The sequence below is a fragment of the Methanocaldococcus sp. genome (assembly GCF_024490875.1).
In the GTDB taxonomy this organism is placed as follows: domain Archaea; phylum AGJL01; class Methanococci; order Methanococcales; family Methanocaldococcaceae; genus Methanocaldococcus.
The window spans coordinates 1-16,349 of record NZ_JACCLX010000016.1 but is presented as its reverse complement, the minus strand read 5'-3'; the positions used below and the strand labels follow the sequence as shown (position 1 = coordinate 16,349).

The 16,349-nt window shown below is 26.6% G+C and carries 12 protein-coding genes; 7 read left to right on the top strand and 5 right to left on the bottom strand.

Annotated features, from left to right (window positions below):
* From serS to HZY31_RS02880, 3 genes are all read right to left on the bottom strand, one after another.
* Positions 1-1,554 carry a serine--tRNA ligase gene (gene serS, locus HZY31_RS02890; RefSeq protein WP_297317968.1) on the bottom strand — a complete coding sequence of 518 codons (1,554 nt, stop codon included), beginning with the start codon at positions 1,552-1,554 and terminating at the stop codon, positions 1-3.
* Positions 1,555-1,698: 144 nt separating this feature from the next.
* Positions 1,699-2,655 (bottom strand): flippase-like domain-containing protein, encoded by a 957-nt coding sequence (locus tag HZY31_RS02885; protein ID WP_297317967.1) that lies wholly within the window; start codon positions 2,653-2,655, stop codon positions 1,699-1,701.
* Between the two features lies 1 nt (position 2,656).
* Entirely contained in the window at positions 2,657-3,850 is a 1,194-nt protein-coding gene (locus tag HZY31_RS02880) for a tripartite tricarboxylate transporter permease (protein WP_297317966.1), read from the bottom strand.
* A 33-nt stretch (positions 3,851-3,883) separates the two neighbouring features.
* Between HZY31_RS02880 and HZY31_RS02875 the strand changes: the two genes are divergently transcribed.
* Entirely contained in the window at positions 3,884-5,692 is a 1,809-nt protein-coding gene (locus HZY31_RS02875; RefSeq protein WP_297317965.1) for a hypothetical protein, read from the top strand.
* Between the two features lie 7 nt (positions 5,693-5,699).
* Here the strand turns inward: HZY31_RS02875 and HZY31_RS02870 are convergent, their stop codons facing one another.
* Positions 5,700-6,404, bottom strand: coding sequence for a glycosyltransferase family 2 protein (locus tag HZY31_RS02870; protein ID WP_297317964.1), 705 nt, complete (start codon positions 6,402-6,404; stop codon positions 5,700-5,702).
* 27 nt (positions 6,405-6,431) lie between these two features.
* Positions 6,432-8,246, bottom strand: coding sequence for a glycosyltransferase family protein (locus tag HZY31_RS02865; RefSeq protein ID WP_297317963.1), 1,815 nt, complete (start codon positions 8,244-8,246; stop codon positions 6,432-6,434).
* A gap of 105 nt (positions 8,247-8,351) precedes the next feature.
* On the opposite strand from HZY31_RS02865, the gene HZY31_RS02860 reads away from it, so the two are divergent.
* The 6 genes from HZY31_RS02860 (at position 8,352) to cobN (ending at position 15,442) form a co-directional block, all read left to right on the top strand.
* Positions 8,352-8,753, top strand: coding sequence for a secondary thiamine-phosphate synthase enzyme YjbQ (locus tag HZY31_RS02860; RefSeq protein WP_297317962.1), 402 nt, complete (start codon positions 8,352-8,354; stop codon positions 8,751-8,753).
* A 39-nt stretch (positions 8,754-8,792) separates the two neighbouring features.
* Entirely contained in the window at positions 8,793-9,374 is a 582-nt protein-coding gene (locus tag HZY31_RS02855; RefSeq protein WP_297317961.1) for a flavodoxin family protein, read from the top strand.
* Positions 9,375-9,438: 64 nt separating this feature from the next.
* Positions 9,439-10,296 (top strand): shikimate dehydrogenase, encoded by an 858-nt coding sequence (aroE, locus tag HZY31_RS02850; RefSeq protein WP_297317960.1) that lies wholly within the window; start codon positions 9,439-9,441, stop codon positions 10,294-10,296.
* A gap of 24 nt (positions 10,297-10,320) precedes the next feature.
* Complete coding sequence (gene ecnA / locus HZY31_RS02845) at positions 10,321-10,908, top strand: calcium-activated nuclease EcnA (RefSeq protein WP_297317959.1); 588 nt, start codon at positions 10,321-10,323, stop codon at positions 10,906-10,908.
* Between the two features lie 10 nt (positions 10,909-10,918).
* The gene (locus tag HZY31_RS02840) at positions 10,919-11,767 is read left to right on the top strand and encodes a shikimate kinase (protein ID WP_297318084.1); all 849 of its coding nucleotides are present in this window, start codon (positions 10,919-10,921) and stop codon (positions 11,765-11,767) included.
* A 117-nt stretch (positions 11,768-11,884) separates the two neighbouring features.
* A complete protein-coding gene (gene cobN, locus HZY31_RS02835; RefSeq protein ID WP_297317958.1) occupies positions 11,885-15,442 on the top strand; it encodes a cobaltochelatase subunit CobN in 3,558 nt (1,185 codons plus the stop codon).
* Positions 15,443-16,349: the final 907 nt, after the last annotated feature.

Sequence of the window (16,349 nt, the reverse complement as noted above, 5' to 3'; positions counted from 1 at the left end):
TTACTTTGGCCAAGTTATTAATTTCGGAACTTCTGGCAATTTTTTAATTTTTTTCTTTATTATTGGATGCCAATCGTCAAATTCAAACCCATATTGAGCTAAATATCCAACAACCCACCTTGTTATTCCATATCCAGTACAACCTGTCCAAACCTTCCTCCCCATATAATCTTTAATTCTAAAACCTTCAACGAAGTGCGTTCCATGAACATTTGCTGATGTTACCGCAACTCCTTTTCTTTCGTCTTTTATATGAGGTAGAAGTAATCTCATCTCATACTTAGGAACTTCTGGAAATTCTATTCCTCTCTCTTCCTTTTTTCTACCTTCTAAGTAAAATGGGTCATCTCCAACCTCAGTCCAATACTCTAAATCAAGTTTTTCTGCCAATTTCTCAGCATATCTCAATGTTTTGTCCCTAATTTCCTCAACGAATTCAGGACTTCCAATCCAAACACATTCTATCCTTAAAAATTCATTAACCCTATCTAATCCCTTTGCTCCTCCTCCTTCCCATCTATATGTCCATCCACTTCTATCAAAGAACATTATTGGCTTATCTACATCTATAATCTCTCCCTCAAAGAATTGATAAAATGGCTCACACTGAGCAGGGGCTAAAACATAGCCTGGGTCTCTAAGTAGTGATTTTAATTTCTCTTTTGGAATCTCTTTTTTAATCATCATCTCATTTACAAATTCGTTGAAAAGTTCTGGTTCTCTTTTTGGAGGACAAACATAATACATTCCCTCTGGCAATCCCTCTAAATACCTCATTTTATACATAATTTCCAAAGGAATTAATTTAGGGAATAGACATTCTTCAAAGCCAATTTTTTTTACAATTTCATTAACTATTAAATCTTCAAATGCCCTAAACAATGCTGTTATTGGTGGAGTATAAAACCACTGACCTCTTCCGGGGAATTTTTTAACCCAACCTAATTTTTCAGCAACTTCTGTTGGATCTTTATCAAAAGTTATTTTTCTTTTTGCTTTGTACTCTTTAATTATAGTTCCAGGTGGTATTTTACAAACTTTAAATATTAAATCCTCTTCCTTTTCTAACTCAGATTTTACAAACTTTATTGCTCTATCAATAATATTTCTCTTTAATTCACTCTCTCCAATATTTTTAAATATCAATATAATTTTATTCCCTTCAACCTTTGCCTCACACTCTGGAACTTTAACTCCCTCTAATTTTTTAGATATATCATTTTCTGTCTCTATTGTTATTACATAATTGTCTATTTCAATTCCTCTAACTCCAATTTTAAAGTTTTTTCCTAATTTTTCTGCTAATGGCTTTCTTAATCTAATTAATCCTTCATGAGCCCTTGTATATCTTCCAGAAACAATAGTTATCTTTAAAATATTCCCTTCAAATTCATAGTTTATAATTTTTGACGCCTCATCCTCTTTTCCCTTAGGTACTCCTTTTAAAAAAATTTGGTCAGCATTTTTTAAAATTTCTTCAACTTCTTTTTTTGCATCTTCATCTAACTCTTTACTAAAAATTAATTTTCCTTTTAAGTTAAATGTAAGTTTCATAACATTATCACCAATAATATTTTATTGTTTTATCATATAATGATAGTTTTAGATATTTATGTTTATACTTGTATTTTTGGAAGTGTAATTTAATAATTCTCATTTTTAAATAGGACTTTTGCAAAAATATAAAGCGTGAAAGTCCTATTTAGATTCTTTTAGAATATTTCCCTCAACGATATAAAACATTATCGCCCCAAACAATACAACTGAGAAATATGATATTAGACGATATAAAATAAGAACTGCAAAGGCCGTATTTTCATCTATATTTTTCAGTTTTAATATATACATTAACGCATACTCTACAATTCCCAGTCCTGATGGAGTTATAGGAATTGCAGTTAATAAAGAAGACGCTAAATCAGAAAATACTCCAAATAAGATTTCTAAATTTAGATTTAATGCTAAAAATATAAAATAAATAGTCAGTCCCTCAATAAACCATCCAATAAAAGATAAAGTTATCAATAAATGGAGAGTATTTAGTTTTACTGATTTTAAACCTTTCTCAAAATTAATCAATATTGCCTCTAATTTTTTATTTTTTAAAGTTATCTTACTATTAACTACTAAAAAACCAAAAATTAGAAAAATCAAAAATAAAATTATAATAATTCCCCATTTTATTGAATAAATTATTTCCTTTGGAATATCTGATTTAAAAGATAAGTAAGCAGAGATAAATAATAAACTAATCATCGCTACCAAATCAAAAACTCTTTCAATAAAAACAGTCCCAAATCCCAATGATATTGACTTATTAGTTTTCTTTTTTAATAAGTATCCTCTATAAATATCCCCTAACTTAGCAGGAACTAATGAATTTACAAACATTGAAAGATAATACACTATAAAAGCATCTTTTAATTTTAAATCGATATTCACATTTTTTAAGAAAATTTTCCAACGATAACTTCTAATTAATATTGCAGTATAGAACATTACTATTGCCAAAAAATAATAAAAAATCTTTGTATGTTTTAATATTAATATTAATTTATCCAAATCTATTTTTGAAAAGATATATAGAAGTATTCCCAAAGATATTATAAAAGAAAGTATCGTTCTTTTATTTAAAATCTGACTTTTTAAATCCATATTATCCCATTAAAAAATACAATATCGTTGGAAATATTAAGACATTCATCATATTTGATAGATTGGATTGACTTTTTAATGCTAAAAGTCCTATACAAATTGATGTTAAATATACAATAATATGATAACTTAAATATGTATTATAACTTCCAATAACTATTACAAGTGAGCAAAATATTATAAAAAATAGAGATAGATATTTAAAATTAACTTTTCTAATAAAAATAAGGATGTATTTAGACAAATTTATCAGAATAATTAATGCAATTGTGGAAGAAATTAGAATAGAAAATATTGCTATATTTATATCAATATTAGCATTTAGAATTTGTATAGCTCTTGCAACTCCACTTCTACCAATTCCTATAAAAATTATAGAGAGTAAAGAAAAAACTTCATTAGATAAAATAATACTCCCCTGAGATATTATAAAGTTTTTCAAATCCTTTTCACTTAAAATTTTACTCAAAATATAGTTTAATTGGGCTCCACTAACTCCTGGCAAAAATATTCTAAAAAATCCTACAATAGAAGCAAAAAAAGACGATTTTAAAAACTTTATATTAAAATCAGGGAATGTTATTATCTGACTTTTTATTTTGTAGGTTTTTAAATTATTTATAAGCAAAGGAATCCCAAACATTCCGGTAAATATTGCTGTTAATGTTATGTTATAAGCATTATTGCAATATAGAACAACTATTCCAAATATTCCTGATAAAAATATGACCAAAATCTCCCAAATTGATTTTGATGTTAAAATTTGATAAATAACAAAAGTAATTAAAATAAAAGGAATTAATGGCTTTACTGAATGATAAAAAGAGTTAATATCAACATTTAAGATAAATATTAAAAATAAAGTAATAATTATTGAAAAAATAACACCTAAATAGCTTCCAAATCCAGCCAATACAATTGCTTCAAAACCTTTTCCATTTAATGTTAATCTATGCATTGGTAAAGCAGAGGTTGCAGTTTCATCATCAGGCACCCCTAAAAAAGCTGATGGGATGAAATTTATAAAATAATGAGTTATAACTAAACCAATTAAAAATGGAATATAATTATCTACTCCAAAAAATGGTATAATTAAGAACGACAATGCAACAATGTTATTTGGATGAATGCCTGGAAATAAACCTGTAATAGTTCCACATATTATGCCTAAAATTAAATATGGAAGATTTAGCATTATAACTCACCAAGTATTGCTAGGTGAAAGAGAATGGAAATACTATTATTTATATTAATATTGTTATTAATATATTTACTAAATCCATTGAAAGATGAAGAGAAAGTAATAACTACACCATTTATTACAGTGTTATATATCATATCGGTTTCTTATGTTTTATCATTTTTAGGAATTCCTATGTATAAACTGTTATATATACTGCCATTATTTATTGCTTGTATATTTTACTATAAAAAATATTGGAAGAAAAATATAAACTTAATATTTTCATTCAACTTTACAAACTCATTAAAACTTAGGATATTATTGTTTATTATTTTAATTTCTTTAATTATAGGTTATTTTGTATTACCAAAATATCCCTGCGAGATGTGGGATTCACAATTTCACATGTATAAAATTAAAGCTATTATGTTAGAAAAAACTATATTCTACACAAATGAAGAATTTAAGAGATATTGGTCTTATCCTTCTGGATTTCACTCTTTTGTATATTTTTTATCTATAGATTTTAAAGAAATTCCTAAGACTATATATTTTATAGAGTTTTATACAATAGTTTTATTTGTATTAGCACATTATTACATAGGAGAAAGTTTAAAGGAAGGTTTAGGTTTATATACTGCATTATTTGTTCCATTAAATTATGAATTTTATAGAATTTTGTTAAAGGCAATATATCCTAACACCCTAGGATACAGTATATTTTTAATATTAATTGCTTTTTTAATGAATTATAGAAATAGTGGAGATAATATTTACTTACATTTGTTTAGTTTTGGAGTATTTAGTTTAATATTTACACATTCATTTCCATTTTTAATGTTAGTGTTATTTCTTATTTCTTTGATATTATGGGAAATTATTTATAAAAATTATGAAAATATTATCAATTACATGAAATATTTTTTAATTTCAATAGTTTCCTCTATGGTAATTATATATTCAAAACTTATTAGAGAGATTATTAATTACTCTCATGTAAATAATTCTAAATATATTTCTGTTGTTTATATTTATAAAATAATAGGTGTGGTAATATTAGGTGGTTTTGGATCTGCCTCAGTTATATCTTTATATTTAGATTTAATATCTAAACCATATGGATTCTATACAATATTACTTTTGTTGATGGTCTCACTCATTTATATTGGTCTGTATATTTTTGGAAGTATATTTTTAATAAAAAATAAGAAAGGGTTTTTCATTTTTTACTGTATTTTAATGATATTTTGGTTATTAAATAGATACCTCTTTGGATTAAAAATACCATTTTTCAGTGCTTTATATAATTATACAAGATGGTTTTATAATTTCCAAATATTAATGCCTTTGTTTTATGGTTGTGGATTATATTATTTAAGTAATAGATTTTTAAATAATTACAAAAAATATTTAATTGTAGGGATTATTTTAATTATTTTAGGATATCATGCATTTGTAACATATCAAAAATCTCCAAAATTTTATTGGAATTTTTATTTAGTAGGTAATGAAGAAATAAAAGTTTTCAATTTTATAAATGAAAATAATATAACTAATAAACTATTTTTAAATTTTGGTCAAGATGCTGGGCAATTTATTCCAATATTTACCAATAATAAGTGTGTATTTTGTTATGGTAATTTAAATACATTTAAAAATGTCACTGCAAAAGAGATAATTAACTATACTTGGAACTACAATTATAAAGAATTTGTTCAATTTTGTAAAGATAATAACATAGAATATATATTTATTCCAAAAAATTCATCTGTAAATTATAAATTCTTTAAAAATAGTTCATATTTTGAAAAAATATACTGTAAAAATAATATAACTATTTTAAAAGTGAAATAATATTATTCTAAAATTTTTTAAATCGCCATTTTAAAAGTGTTAAAATTGCATCAACTCCATCATTCCATCGTATTTTTTTACCTTCTTTTAAGGTTCTTGGATAATAGTTTATTGGCACTTCATAAATTTTATAGCCTTTCCTCAAAATCTTTGCAGTAACTTCTGGTTCCCAATCGAATTTATCTCCTTCGGCGTTTATTAAGATATCTTTCAATTCTTTGTGGAATACTTTATAACATGTAGGCTCATCAGTTAAAAATGTAAAATAAAGAATATTTGTAATTAAGGTTATTATCAAACCTCCTATTAAAAACGATAAATGGGAATATTTATTTTTAAGATTTCTCAATCTTGATCCATATACAACTTTTGCTTTTCCTTCCAATATTGGTTTTATTAATTTAAGGTAATCATTTGGATCATACTCTAAATCAGCATCTTGAATTATTATTATATCACCAGTTGAATGTCTTATCCCTACTTTTAAAGCACTACCTTTTCCTTCATTTTTTTTATTTATAAGTTTGATGTTTTCATTTGGATGATTCTTTATAAATTCTTCAACTATTTCTTTAGTTCTATCCGTTGAACCATCATTTACTACTATAATTTCTTTTTCTAAGGGTAACTTAACTTTTAAAATTTTTTCTAAGATTTTTTTTATTGTTTTTTCTTCATTATATGCAGGAATTACTATTGAAACTTTTTTCATAGATAGCCCCCAATTGATAATGTAAATTTAATTTGAAATATTTATTTTATACAATACAGCAATTTTTTTACCATTATAAGTATAGTTCCAAACTTCAACTAAATACTTATTTAAATCTGGCTTCCAAGGATTTGTAAAGTTATAATAATTTTGTGGGGATATTATTAAAACATTAAACTTTCTTACATATTTGTTTCTATTTGCAGGATCTAGCCAGAATTTTATTGGAATATATTTTACTCCATACTTATCTAATTCTTCCCTATATTTCGGCTTATCTAATGCCATTAATGGATCATATATTCCAATTAACCTACCATACCTATCAAATTCAAATTCAGAACTTATCCAATTATAGTCCCAGTATAAATATTTTATATGATACTTTTTTATTAATTCTAATTTTTTCTTTGTGTTATTTCCATACAATATTATAGCCGCATCGACATCTCTTTGAGATAAGTCAATATATGGATCATTAAGTTGTGCCCATCTAATAACCATTACCTTTCTTCCACTAATTGCATGAATCATAAAACTTAATTCTTTTGTTGATAAAATTACATCATTTACATTAGTATGTGTTAGTAAATAATGTTGTAAAGATTTATACATTTCAGGTAATGGCTGCTTTCCGACATTAGCCCATTTATTGTTGTTTATGTAATTAACAAATGCAAAGGTAGTATTAGCAAATAATAGAATAAATAAAACTCCAAATACAATAATATTTTTATTATCATATAGTTTAAAGCGCTCTTTTATATATTTTAATCCAAATAGCCCTATAAGAATAGCTAACAGCCATAGATAAAATCTATGCATATATGTAGGAACAAAGTGTATCTTTAATAATGGCTCAGTTATAAAATAACAAAATGTAGCAAATAAAGAACCAATTCCAAATATTTTAATAAATTCTTTCTCTATACTGTTTTCTGATTTATAATATGCATATATTCCTAACCAAACTAATAAAGTGCTTATAATATTTCCAATAGATGAAAAATTTAATAAATATGTTTTAATCATGTCAAATAAAAACATTATTTGCACATCTAATCTACCAAAATCTATAATATCCATATGTAACCTATCATAAGGTCTGTGTAGATGGTAGATAAATAATGGCTTATACCAGTAAAGCATCAAAATAGGCACTGCAATTATTCCAAAAACTCCCCATTTTATTATGTTTTCTTTTAAATAATCAATTATTTTATCCCTATTTTTATATATTTCATAAACAATAAAGATTAATATTATTAAAGTTGCTCCAATAAATGCAACCATATGAGATAGAGTTAATAAACCATAAATCAATCCCAATAAGGCGTAATAAATTATCTTTCTTTCTTTATATGTAAGATATAAAGCAATAACAAATAAAGGTAGCATAATTTGGTGCGTAAAGTTAGTATATTTTAATATAGGATATGAACTTATACCATTAGCTAAAACCACACCAATTAATGCAATCCAATCATCTTTAAATAAAACTCTAAATAAATAAAACCATATAACACTACTTACAATAAATATAACTATTGAAAAATAAAACATTCCCTTCATTGTATCTAAATTAAACAAATCACAAAATTTAGCACATAAATAGCCATAGACAGGTAAATAACCTGGTATCCCACCAAGTATTGATGAACTTTCTAATGGATTGCCACCTTCTCTAATATGCCAAATAACTCCCATCTGATAATAGTAATCTCCACCATAAATTGGAGAAGGTAAAGATTTAAATTGTGATATTCCATTATATTGAATAAACGCTCCTAATATAATATATAAGATTAGTAATAAAATTGATAACTTACTTTTAATACTCATATTATTCTCACCTTAAAATTAAAATTGTAGTATGAGTGGGTTATTTGGATATAAAACTATTTAAAAATTACTCTAATCTTTAATAATATAAACTTTGGTGAAATAATGCTATTTGAGTATCAAATAAAAACAACTAAAAGGGAAGAGTTAGTAGATATAACCTCTTATGTAATCTCAGCGATATCTCAATCAAAGGTTAAGGATGGAATTGCTGTAATATATGCTCCTCACACTACATCTGGAATAATTATAAATGAAAATGCAGATCCGTCAGTTAAATATGACATAATAAATTTTCTTTCTTATCTTATTCCTAAAAATTGGAATTTTACCCACTTGGAGGGAAATTCTGACGCTCATATAAAAAGCTCTTTAATTGGATGTTCTCAAACTGTTATTATTAAAGATGGAAAACCATTACTTGGTACTTGGCAGGGAATATTTTTTGCTGAATTTGACGGACCAAGATTAAGAAAATTTTATGTAAAGATAATTGAAAATAAATAATAAATAAAAAACTAAAAAATAACAATATAAGGTGAAAATATGAAAGTTATAGGAATTAGTGGAAGTCCAAGACCTGACGGAAATACAAGTTTATTAGTTAGAGAATCTTTAAACGCAATTACTGAGGAAGGAATTGAAACAGAGTTTATATCATTGGCTGGAAAGGAATTAAATCCATGTTTAGGTTGTAACATTTGTAAAGAGACAGGATATTGCCAAATACTTGATGATATTGATCCAATCTTAGAAAAGATGAAAGAGGCTGATGGAATTATTCTCGGCTCACCAGTTTATTTTGGGGGAGTTTCTGCTCAATTAAAAATGTTAATGGATAGGTCAAGACCTTTAAGAATTGGTTTCCAGTTGAGAAATAAGGTTGGGGGGGCTATAGCAGTAGGAGCAAGTAGAAATGGTGGGCAAGAAACAACAATTCAACAAATCCATAATTTCTTCCTAATTCACTCAATGATTGTCGTTGGAGATAATGACCCAACAGCACATTATGGAGGGACAGGAGTAGGAAAAAGCCCGGGAGATTGTGAAAAAGATGAAATAGGATTAGAAACTGCAAGAAACTTAGGTAAAAAAGTAGCAGAGGTCATTAAATTAATCAAAAAATAGATATTTTAAAATTTTTATTTTTATAATTATTCTTTTTATTTTACAAAAATATTAAGTGATATTTATGATAGATGCAAGAACCAAAGTTGTCGGATTAATAGGACATCCAGTAGAACATTCTTTTTCTCCAATAATGCATAACGCCGCATTTAAAGATAAAGGATTGAACTATGTATATTTAGCGTTTGATGTTCTTCCAGAAAAATTAAAGTATGTAATAGATGGGGCTAAGGCTTTAGGAATTGTTGGATTTAATGTAACTATACCTCATAAGGTCGAAATTATTAAATATTTAGATGAATTAGATGAAAGTGCTAAGTTAATTGGGGCGGTTAATACAATAAAAATAGAGAATGATAAGGCAATTGGATATAATACTGATGGCATTGGAGCAAGATTATCTTTAGAGGAAGAAATTGGTAAAGTTAAAGATAAGACAATATTAATATTAGGAGCAGGAGGAGCGGCAAGGGCTGTGGCATTTGAATTAGCAAAAGATAATAATATAATAATTGCAAATAGAACTGTAGAAAAGGCAGAAAAATTGGCAAAAGAGATTGCTGAGAAACTAAATAAAAAATTTGGTGAGGAAGTTAAATTTAGTAGTTTAAATAATGATTTTAGTGATGTTGATATTATAATTAACGCCACTCCAGTGGGGATGTATCCAAATGTTGATGTTGAACCAATAATTAAAGCTGATCAGATAAAGCCAGATATGGTAGTTATGGATTTAATTTATAATCCATTAGAGACAACTCTATTAAAAGAGGCTAAGAAAGTTGGGGCTAAAACAATAAACGGTTTAGGAATGTTAATTTATCAAGGAGTTGTTGCATTTAAAATATGGACAGGAATTGAGCCAAATATTGAAGTTATGAAAAATGCAATAATTAACACTCTTTTTGGAAATAAAAAATAAACTATAAATTAATTGGTGAATATTATGAAATTCAAACTATATTTTATTATAATCCCATTTTTAATATTTTTTGTTATAGTTTCTGGATGTTTCAGTCATCATCATAATGGTTATAATAGTAATGAGGATTTTATAAATAGTCATGAACATTTTTATAGAAAGGTTGTTAAAGTAGTTGATGGAGATACTATATATGTAGAGTCCAATGGAAGATTGTATAAAATAAGATTATTGGGAGTTGATACACCAGAGACACATAAAAAGAATAATCCATATGAATATTTTTTATTGAATGGAACTCCTATATCTAATACAACATACTTAAAAATTTGGGGCTATAAAGCAACAGATTTTGCAAAGAAAATGTTAGATAATAAAACTGTTATTGTAGTTTTTGATAATGAGGCTCCAAAAAAGGATAAGTATGGAAGATACTTGGCATATATTTTTATAAAAAATGGTAGTAATTATATTAACTTTAATGAAGAACTTTTAAAATACGGCTATGCGAGAGTTTATATAAGTAAGTTTGAATTAGAAAAAGAATTTTTAAAAATTGAGAGAGAGGCAAAGATAAATAAAATTGGCTTATGGAATTGGAGCAACAACTGAGGAGAAATTTATGGAAGGAAATGCTTATGCATTAGCGTCAGGGACAATAATAAATGCAATAGCAACGGGCAAAGGTTCAGCCTTTGGTTTAAATTTAAAGGTTTATGCAAGAGTTAAGTTAATAGACGATGGTAAAAATAAAATTGAAGGAAAAGTATTAGATAATCCCAATATTAAGCCAAATTTAATAATAAGATGTGTAAAAAATACATTGGACTATTTTGGTTTAAACTACTCTGCTTATGTAGAAACAAAGACAGAAATCCCAATAAAATCAGGTTTGAGTAGTAGTTCAGCCACATCTAACGCTGTTGTCTTAGCAACATTTGACGCTTTGGGAGAAAAAATTGATGATGAGTTAATAATAAACTTAGGAATAAAATCAAGTTTCGATGAAAAATTAACTGTTACTGGGGCTTATGATGATGCTACTGCCTCATACTATGGAGGAATAACTATAACTGACAATTTAAAGAGAGAGATATTAAAAAGAGATAAGATGCCAGAAGATTTAAATGTTGTAGTTTTAATTCCAAACTTTGAAAAGAATGTGAATGTCAATAGGATGAAACTAATTAAAGATTATGTTGAAATAGCCTTTAAAGAGGCTATGAGTGGAAATTACTTTAATGCTTTGTTTTTAAATGGAATTTTATATGCATCTGCGTTAAACTTTCCTACAAAAATAGCAATAGACGCCTTAGAAGCAGGGGCATTAACATCTGGATTATCAGGAACTGGGCCGAGTTATATAGCTATAGTTGAAGATGAAAATCTGAATAGAGTAAAAGAGAAATTAAATAAGTATGGAAAGGTTATTTTAACAAAACCAAACAATGAAGGAGCATCTGTTTTTTAAATTTTTATTTTTATGAAATCTATCATGATTTTTAATGATAAATTATAAATAGTAATAAAATCTATAAAAAATTAATACTTAGTAGTAATTATAAACTTTTATTATTATGGTGGTATTATGAAAATTCTATTTTATATGTGGGGATCTTATTGCTCAATATTAAAAAAGGCATTGGATGAGTTAAAAAAAGAAGGTTATAATATTGAATATAAAATATATTCTAATAGAAATCCAATCGATAATAAATTTTTAGAAGATGTTAAAAACTCTGATTTAGTTTTTATATATAAAACATCATCAGATGATATTGATCTAGAGAAAATAAAGAAATTAAATGAAAACATTATAATTGTTTCACAAGACCCAAGTTTTTGGAATTCTGAAAAATCTGCTAAGTGTTATCTATTTACAACTTATGGAGGAATTGATAATTTTAAAAACATGATTTTGTATTTAATGGGCGAAGATAAAGAGGTTATAAAGAAACCATTCCAAGGAATTTACTATAAAGGAAAAATCTATGAAGAATTAGATGAATTTTTAGATGATGTTAATTTTGATAAAAAATATACAGTAGGAGTTTTATTTTCAAGGCATTACTTAGTTAATGACGATATGGATGTAATTAACAAACTTTTAAATAAATTAGAGGAGGAATTTAATGTAATTCCAGTATTTTCTTATGGGGCTAAGTGTGAAGAGTTAAATGCCTTAGGTGGGGGAGAGAGCATTTTAAAATACTTCTTTAAGGATGATAAACCATTAATAGATGCGTTAATTAACTTATTATCATTTCCATTGGGAACTGTAAAAGATGGAGGAAATTTAAATAAAATCTCTGGGGTTGATATACTTAAAAAATTAGATATTCCAGTATTTCATCCAATAATGAGTTACTATAAAAGCTATGAGGATTGGAAAAATGACAGTCAAGGATTATCTGCAGATATTGGTTGGACTATTGCATTACCAGAATTTGAAGGGGTTATAGAACCAATTATAATTGGAACTACAGAAAATGAAAATGGTTTTGAAAAAAAATTTGGAATTGAAGAAAGAATAGAAAAAGTTGTTAAGAGAATAAAAAGATGGATTAAATTGAAATATAAACCTAAAAAAGATCGAAAAGTTATATTTGTTTTACATAACAATGCCTGTGCCTCCGTAGAGGCAACAATAGGAAGTGCGGCTCATTTGGACAGTCTTCAAAGTGTTGTGAATATAATGAAAAAATTAAAAGAAGAAGGATATAATGTAGAAAATATCCCTGAAAGTGGAGAGGATTTATCTAAATTAATCTTACAAAAGAAGGCAATTTCAGAGTTTAGATGGACTACTGTTGAGGAAATTATCTCAAAAGGAGGATACTTATATTTAATGGATGAAGAAGAATATTATGAAGACTTTAATAAACTCCCTAAAAATGTGAAAAACAAGATTTTAGAAACTTGGGGAGATTTAAATGGAAAAGATATTCCAGCGGGAATGATATACAAAGTGGATGGTAAAAACAAGATAGTTATAACTGGCTTAAAGTTTGGAAACATTTATGTTTGTGTCCAACCAAAAAGAGGCTGTGCAGGGGCAAGATGTGATGGTAGAGTTTGTAAAATTTTGCACGACCCATATTGCCCACTAACTCACCAATATATTGCCACATATAAATACTTTAATGACATTGGAGATATTATAATACACGTAGGAACTCATGGAACATTAGAATTTCTCCCTGGGAAAAATGTAGGTTTATCCAATGAATGTTTCCCTGATATCTGTATAGGGGATATTCCTCACCTTTATATTTATAATTCAGATAATCCACCAGAAGGATCTATAGCAAAAAGAAGAAGTTATGCTACTATTGTAGATCATTTACAAACAGTTATGGTAGACGCATTTAGTGAAGAGTTAGAAACTTTAAACAGCTACATAGAGGAATATTTAAAGGAAATGGATACTTCAAGAAAACATCAATTAGAACATTTAATTATTGAAGAAGTGAAAAAAACTAACTTAGTAAAAATAAAAGAAAAAATTAAAAAAATAGAAAAAGAAGGAAAAATTCATGAAAACTTTAAAGAATTGTTTGATGAAATAAGAGATACTTTAGAAATGATAAAGAACTCAAAATGCAATGATGGAATGCACATCTTTGGAGAACTACCTGAAGGAGATAGAAGAGTGGAATTCATAAAAAATATATTGGAATATGAATATAAAGAGAAAGATTTAAAGAAAAAAATTGAAAATGTGTTAAATGGAAAAAGTATTGAAAATAAAAAATTGGAGGGAATAATTAAAGAAATAAATGAAAGAATTGAGAAAACTGATGAAATAAAATCCTTACTAAGAGGAATTGACGCAAGATATATAGAGCCTGGAGCTTCTGGATTAATTTCAAGAGGTAACTATGATATACTACCAACAGGAAGGAATTTTTACACATTGGATCCATATAGAGTTCCTACAAAATCTGCCTATAAAGTTGGGATTTTGTTGGCTGAAAAATTAATTGAAAGATATTTAGAGGATGAAGGAAAATATCCTGAAAATATTGCTTTATATTGGATGGCTTCTGACATAATGTGGGCAGATGGAGAATGTATGGGAATGATATTACATTTATTAGGAGTTAAACCCATTTATAAAGGAGGAAAAGTTGTTGATTTAGAAATAATCCCATTAGATGAATTAAAAAGACCAAGGATTGATGTTACTATAAGAGTTAGTGGAATAATAAGAGATATGTTTCCAAATTGTATAGAACTTATTGATGAAGCAATAATGAAAGTATCTAAGTTAGACGAGCCAATAAATATGAATTTTGTAAAAAAACATGTAATTGAAGGATTAAATAACAAGTTATCTTTTAGAGAGGCAACATTTAGAATTTTCTGCTCTCCTCCTGGAACATATGGAAATGGAGTTAAATATGCTGTATATGCAAGTGCTTGGGAGAATGATGAAGATTTAAAGGATGTATTTGTGTATTGGAATTCTTATGCCTATGGAAAGAATGTGTATGGTAAAAAATCTACAGAAATTTTTAAAAGTTTATTAAAAACAGTTGATTTAACATTTAATAAAGTTGTTACTGATGAATATAACTTACTTGGATGTTGTTGCTACTTTGGAACTCATGGAGGATTAACTAACGCTGCAAGAGTTTTGAGGAATAAAAAAATTAAGGCGTATTATGGAGATACAAGAAATTCAAAAAATGTTGCTATAAGAACTTTAAAAGAAGAAATTGAGAGAGTTACTTTAACAAAGTTACTAAATCCAAAGTGGATTGAAGGGATGAAAAAGCATGGATACAAAGGGGCTGGAGACATTGCTAAAAGAATAGGAAGAGTTTATGGTTGGAGTGCTACAACTAAGGAAGTAGATAGTTGGGTATTTGATGAGATATTTAACACATTTGTAAAAGATGAGAAAAATAGAAAGTTTTTTGAAAAACATAATATATATGCATTAGAAGAAATTTCAAGAAGATTGTTGGAGGCTTATCAAAGAGGTTTATGGAAAACTAAGAGAGAAAATATTGATGAACTTAAAAAAATTTATTTGGATATAGAAGGAAATATTGAAGAATCTTATAATGATGATTATGGTGAGTATCAAGGTGGAATTATAACCATAGATACTTCTTGGAAAGTAAAAATTAATGAATAAATTTTTTTGAATGTGTAGTATAATTTTTATAAATTTTCATATTTGTATAATATTTACTCTCGGGATTTGATAATATCAAATCATAAAAAAATTTTGTTTTTTATTATAATAATATTATGATTTTAAAATTTTTCATATTGCTATAATATTTTTTTGTTATTTTTCTTATTTTATAATATCCAGATTGAGATTTTCCCGAGGTTCGTTATTACTCTTAAAAACTATGCAAATATAAAAACTTATAAATATTTTATGTTATTAAAAAATTTATATTTCCATCCTCTTTGGGGCCTGATTATATACCTATAGGGCTCCGCCCTATTGGAATACCCGGGATGCATTGCTTCTTAAAAGAAGCAATGCCTCTTTTTGCCTTTCCCCTTTGGGGCCTGATTTTAGACGGGTAATGAGGGTATTATACGGGTATTTAAGAAAAAAGAATTTCCATCTCCTTTGGGATGTGATTTTAAACTTATATTGGAGATAGATATAAATGCAATAGATATATTTAATTTCCATCTCCTTTGGGATGTGATTTTAAACAGAGCACAATTTGAAGAGATAATTTTCTAAAATTACTTTATTATACTTCTTTATATATGGGTTATATTTCGGAGGGTCAATTACCCCTGTTATTTATATACCTCCGAACTTATATATAAATTTTTCTATTCTTAATTATTTGCTTAAAATCCCTTGAAATTTTTAATATTAATTTATTTATCAGGGAAAATTTAAGATAAAAACAATTAAATAAAATCTCCTAAAAATCTTAATAATTTAATAAAGTCAAATATTCAAATTAATCAAAATAAAAGACCCTTCGAAATTTGATAAAATTCCTTAAAATTAAAAAATAATAAATTAAAAGCCTCTAAATAAAAAAATAACAATTTTTAGCGAGGGA

Coding starts and splice junctions, on each gene's coding strand:
- HZY31_RS02855 (WP_297317961.1), top strand. CDS start 8,793: ATGAAAGTTATAGGAATTAGTGGAAGTCCAAGACCTGACGGAAATACA.
- HZY31_RS02875 (WP_297317965.1), top strand. CDS start 3,884: ATGGAAATACTATTATTTATATTAATATTGTTATTAATATATTTACTA.
- HZY31_RS02870 (WP_297317964.1), bottom strand. CDS start 6,404: ATGAAAAAAGTTTCAATAGTAATTCCTGCATATAATGAAGAAAAAACA.
- HZY31_RS02880 (WP_297317966.1), bottom strand. CDS start 3,850: ATGCTAAATCTTCCATATTTAATTTTAGGCATAATATGTGGAACTATT.
- ecnA (WP_297317959.1), top strand. CDS start 10,321: ATGAAATTCAAACTATATTTTATTATAATCCCATTTTTAATATTTTTT.
- aroE (WP_297317960.1), top strand. CDS start 9,439: ATGATAGATGCAAGAACCAAAGTTGTCGGATTAATAGGACATCCAGTA.
- HZY31_RS02865 (WP_297317963.1), bottom strand. CDS start 8,246: ATGAGTATTAAAAGTAAGTTATCAATTTTATTACTAATCTTATATATT.
- serS (WP_297317968.1), bottom strand. CDS start 1,554: ATGAAACTTACATTTAACTTAAAAGGAAAATTAATTTTTAGTAAAGAG.
- HZY31_RS02840 (WP_297318084.1), top strand. CDS start 10,919: ATGGAAGGAAATGCTTATGCATTAGCGTCAGGGACAATAATAAATGCA.
- HZY31_RS02860 (WP_297317962.1), top strand. CDS start 8,352: ATGCTATTTGAGTATCAAATAAAAACAACTAAAAGGGAAGAGTTAGTA.
- cobN (WP_297317958.1), top strand. CDS start 11,885: ATGAAAATTCTATTTTATATGTGGGGATCTTATTGCTCAATATTAAAA.
- HZY31_RS02885 (WP_297317967.1), bottom strand. CDS start 2,655: ATGGATTTAAAAAGTCAGATTTTAAATAAAAGAACGATACTTTCTTTT.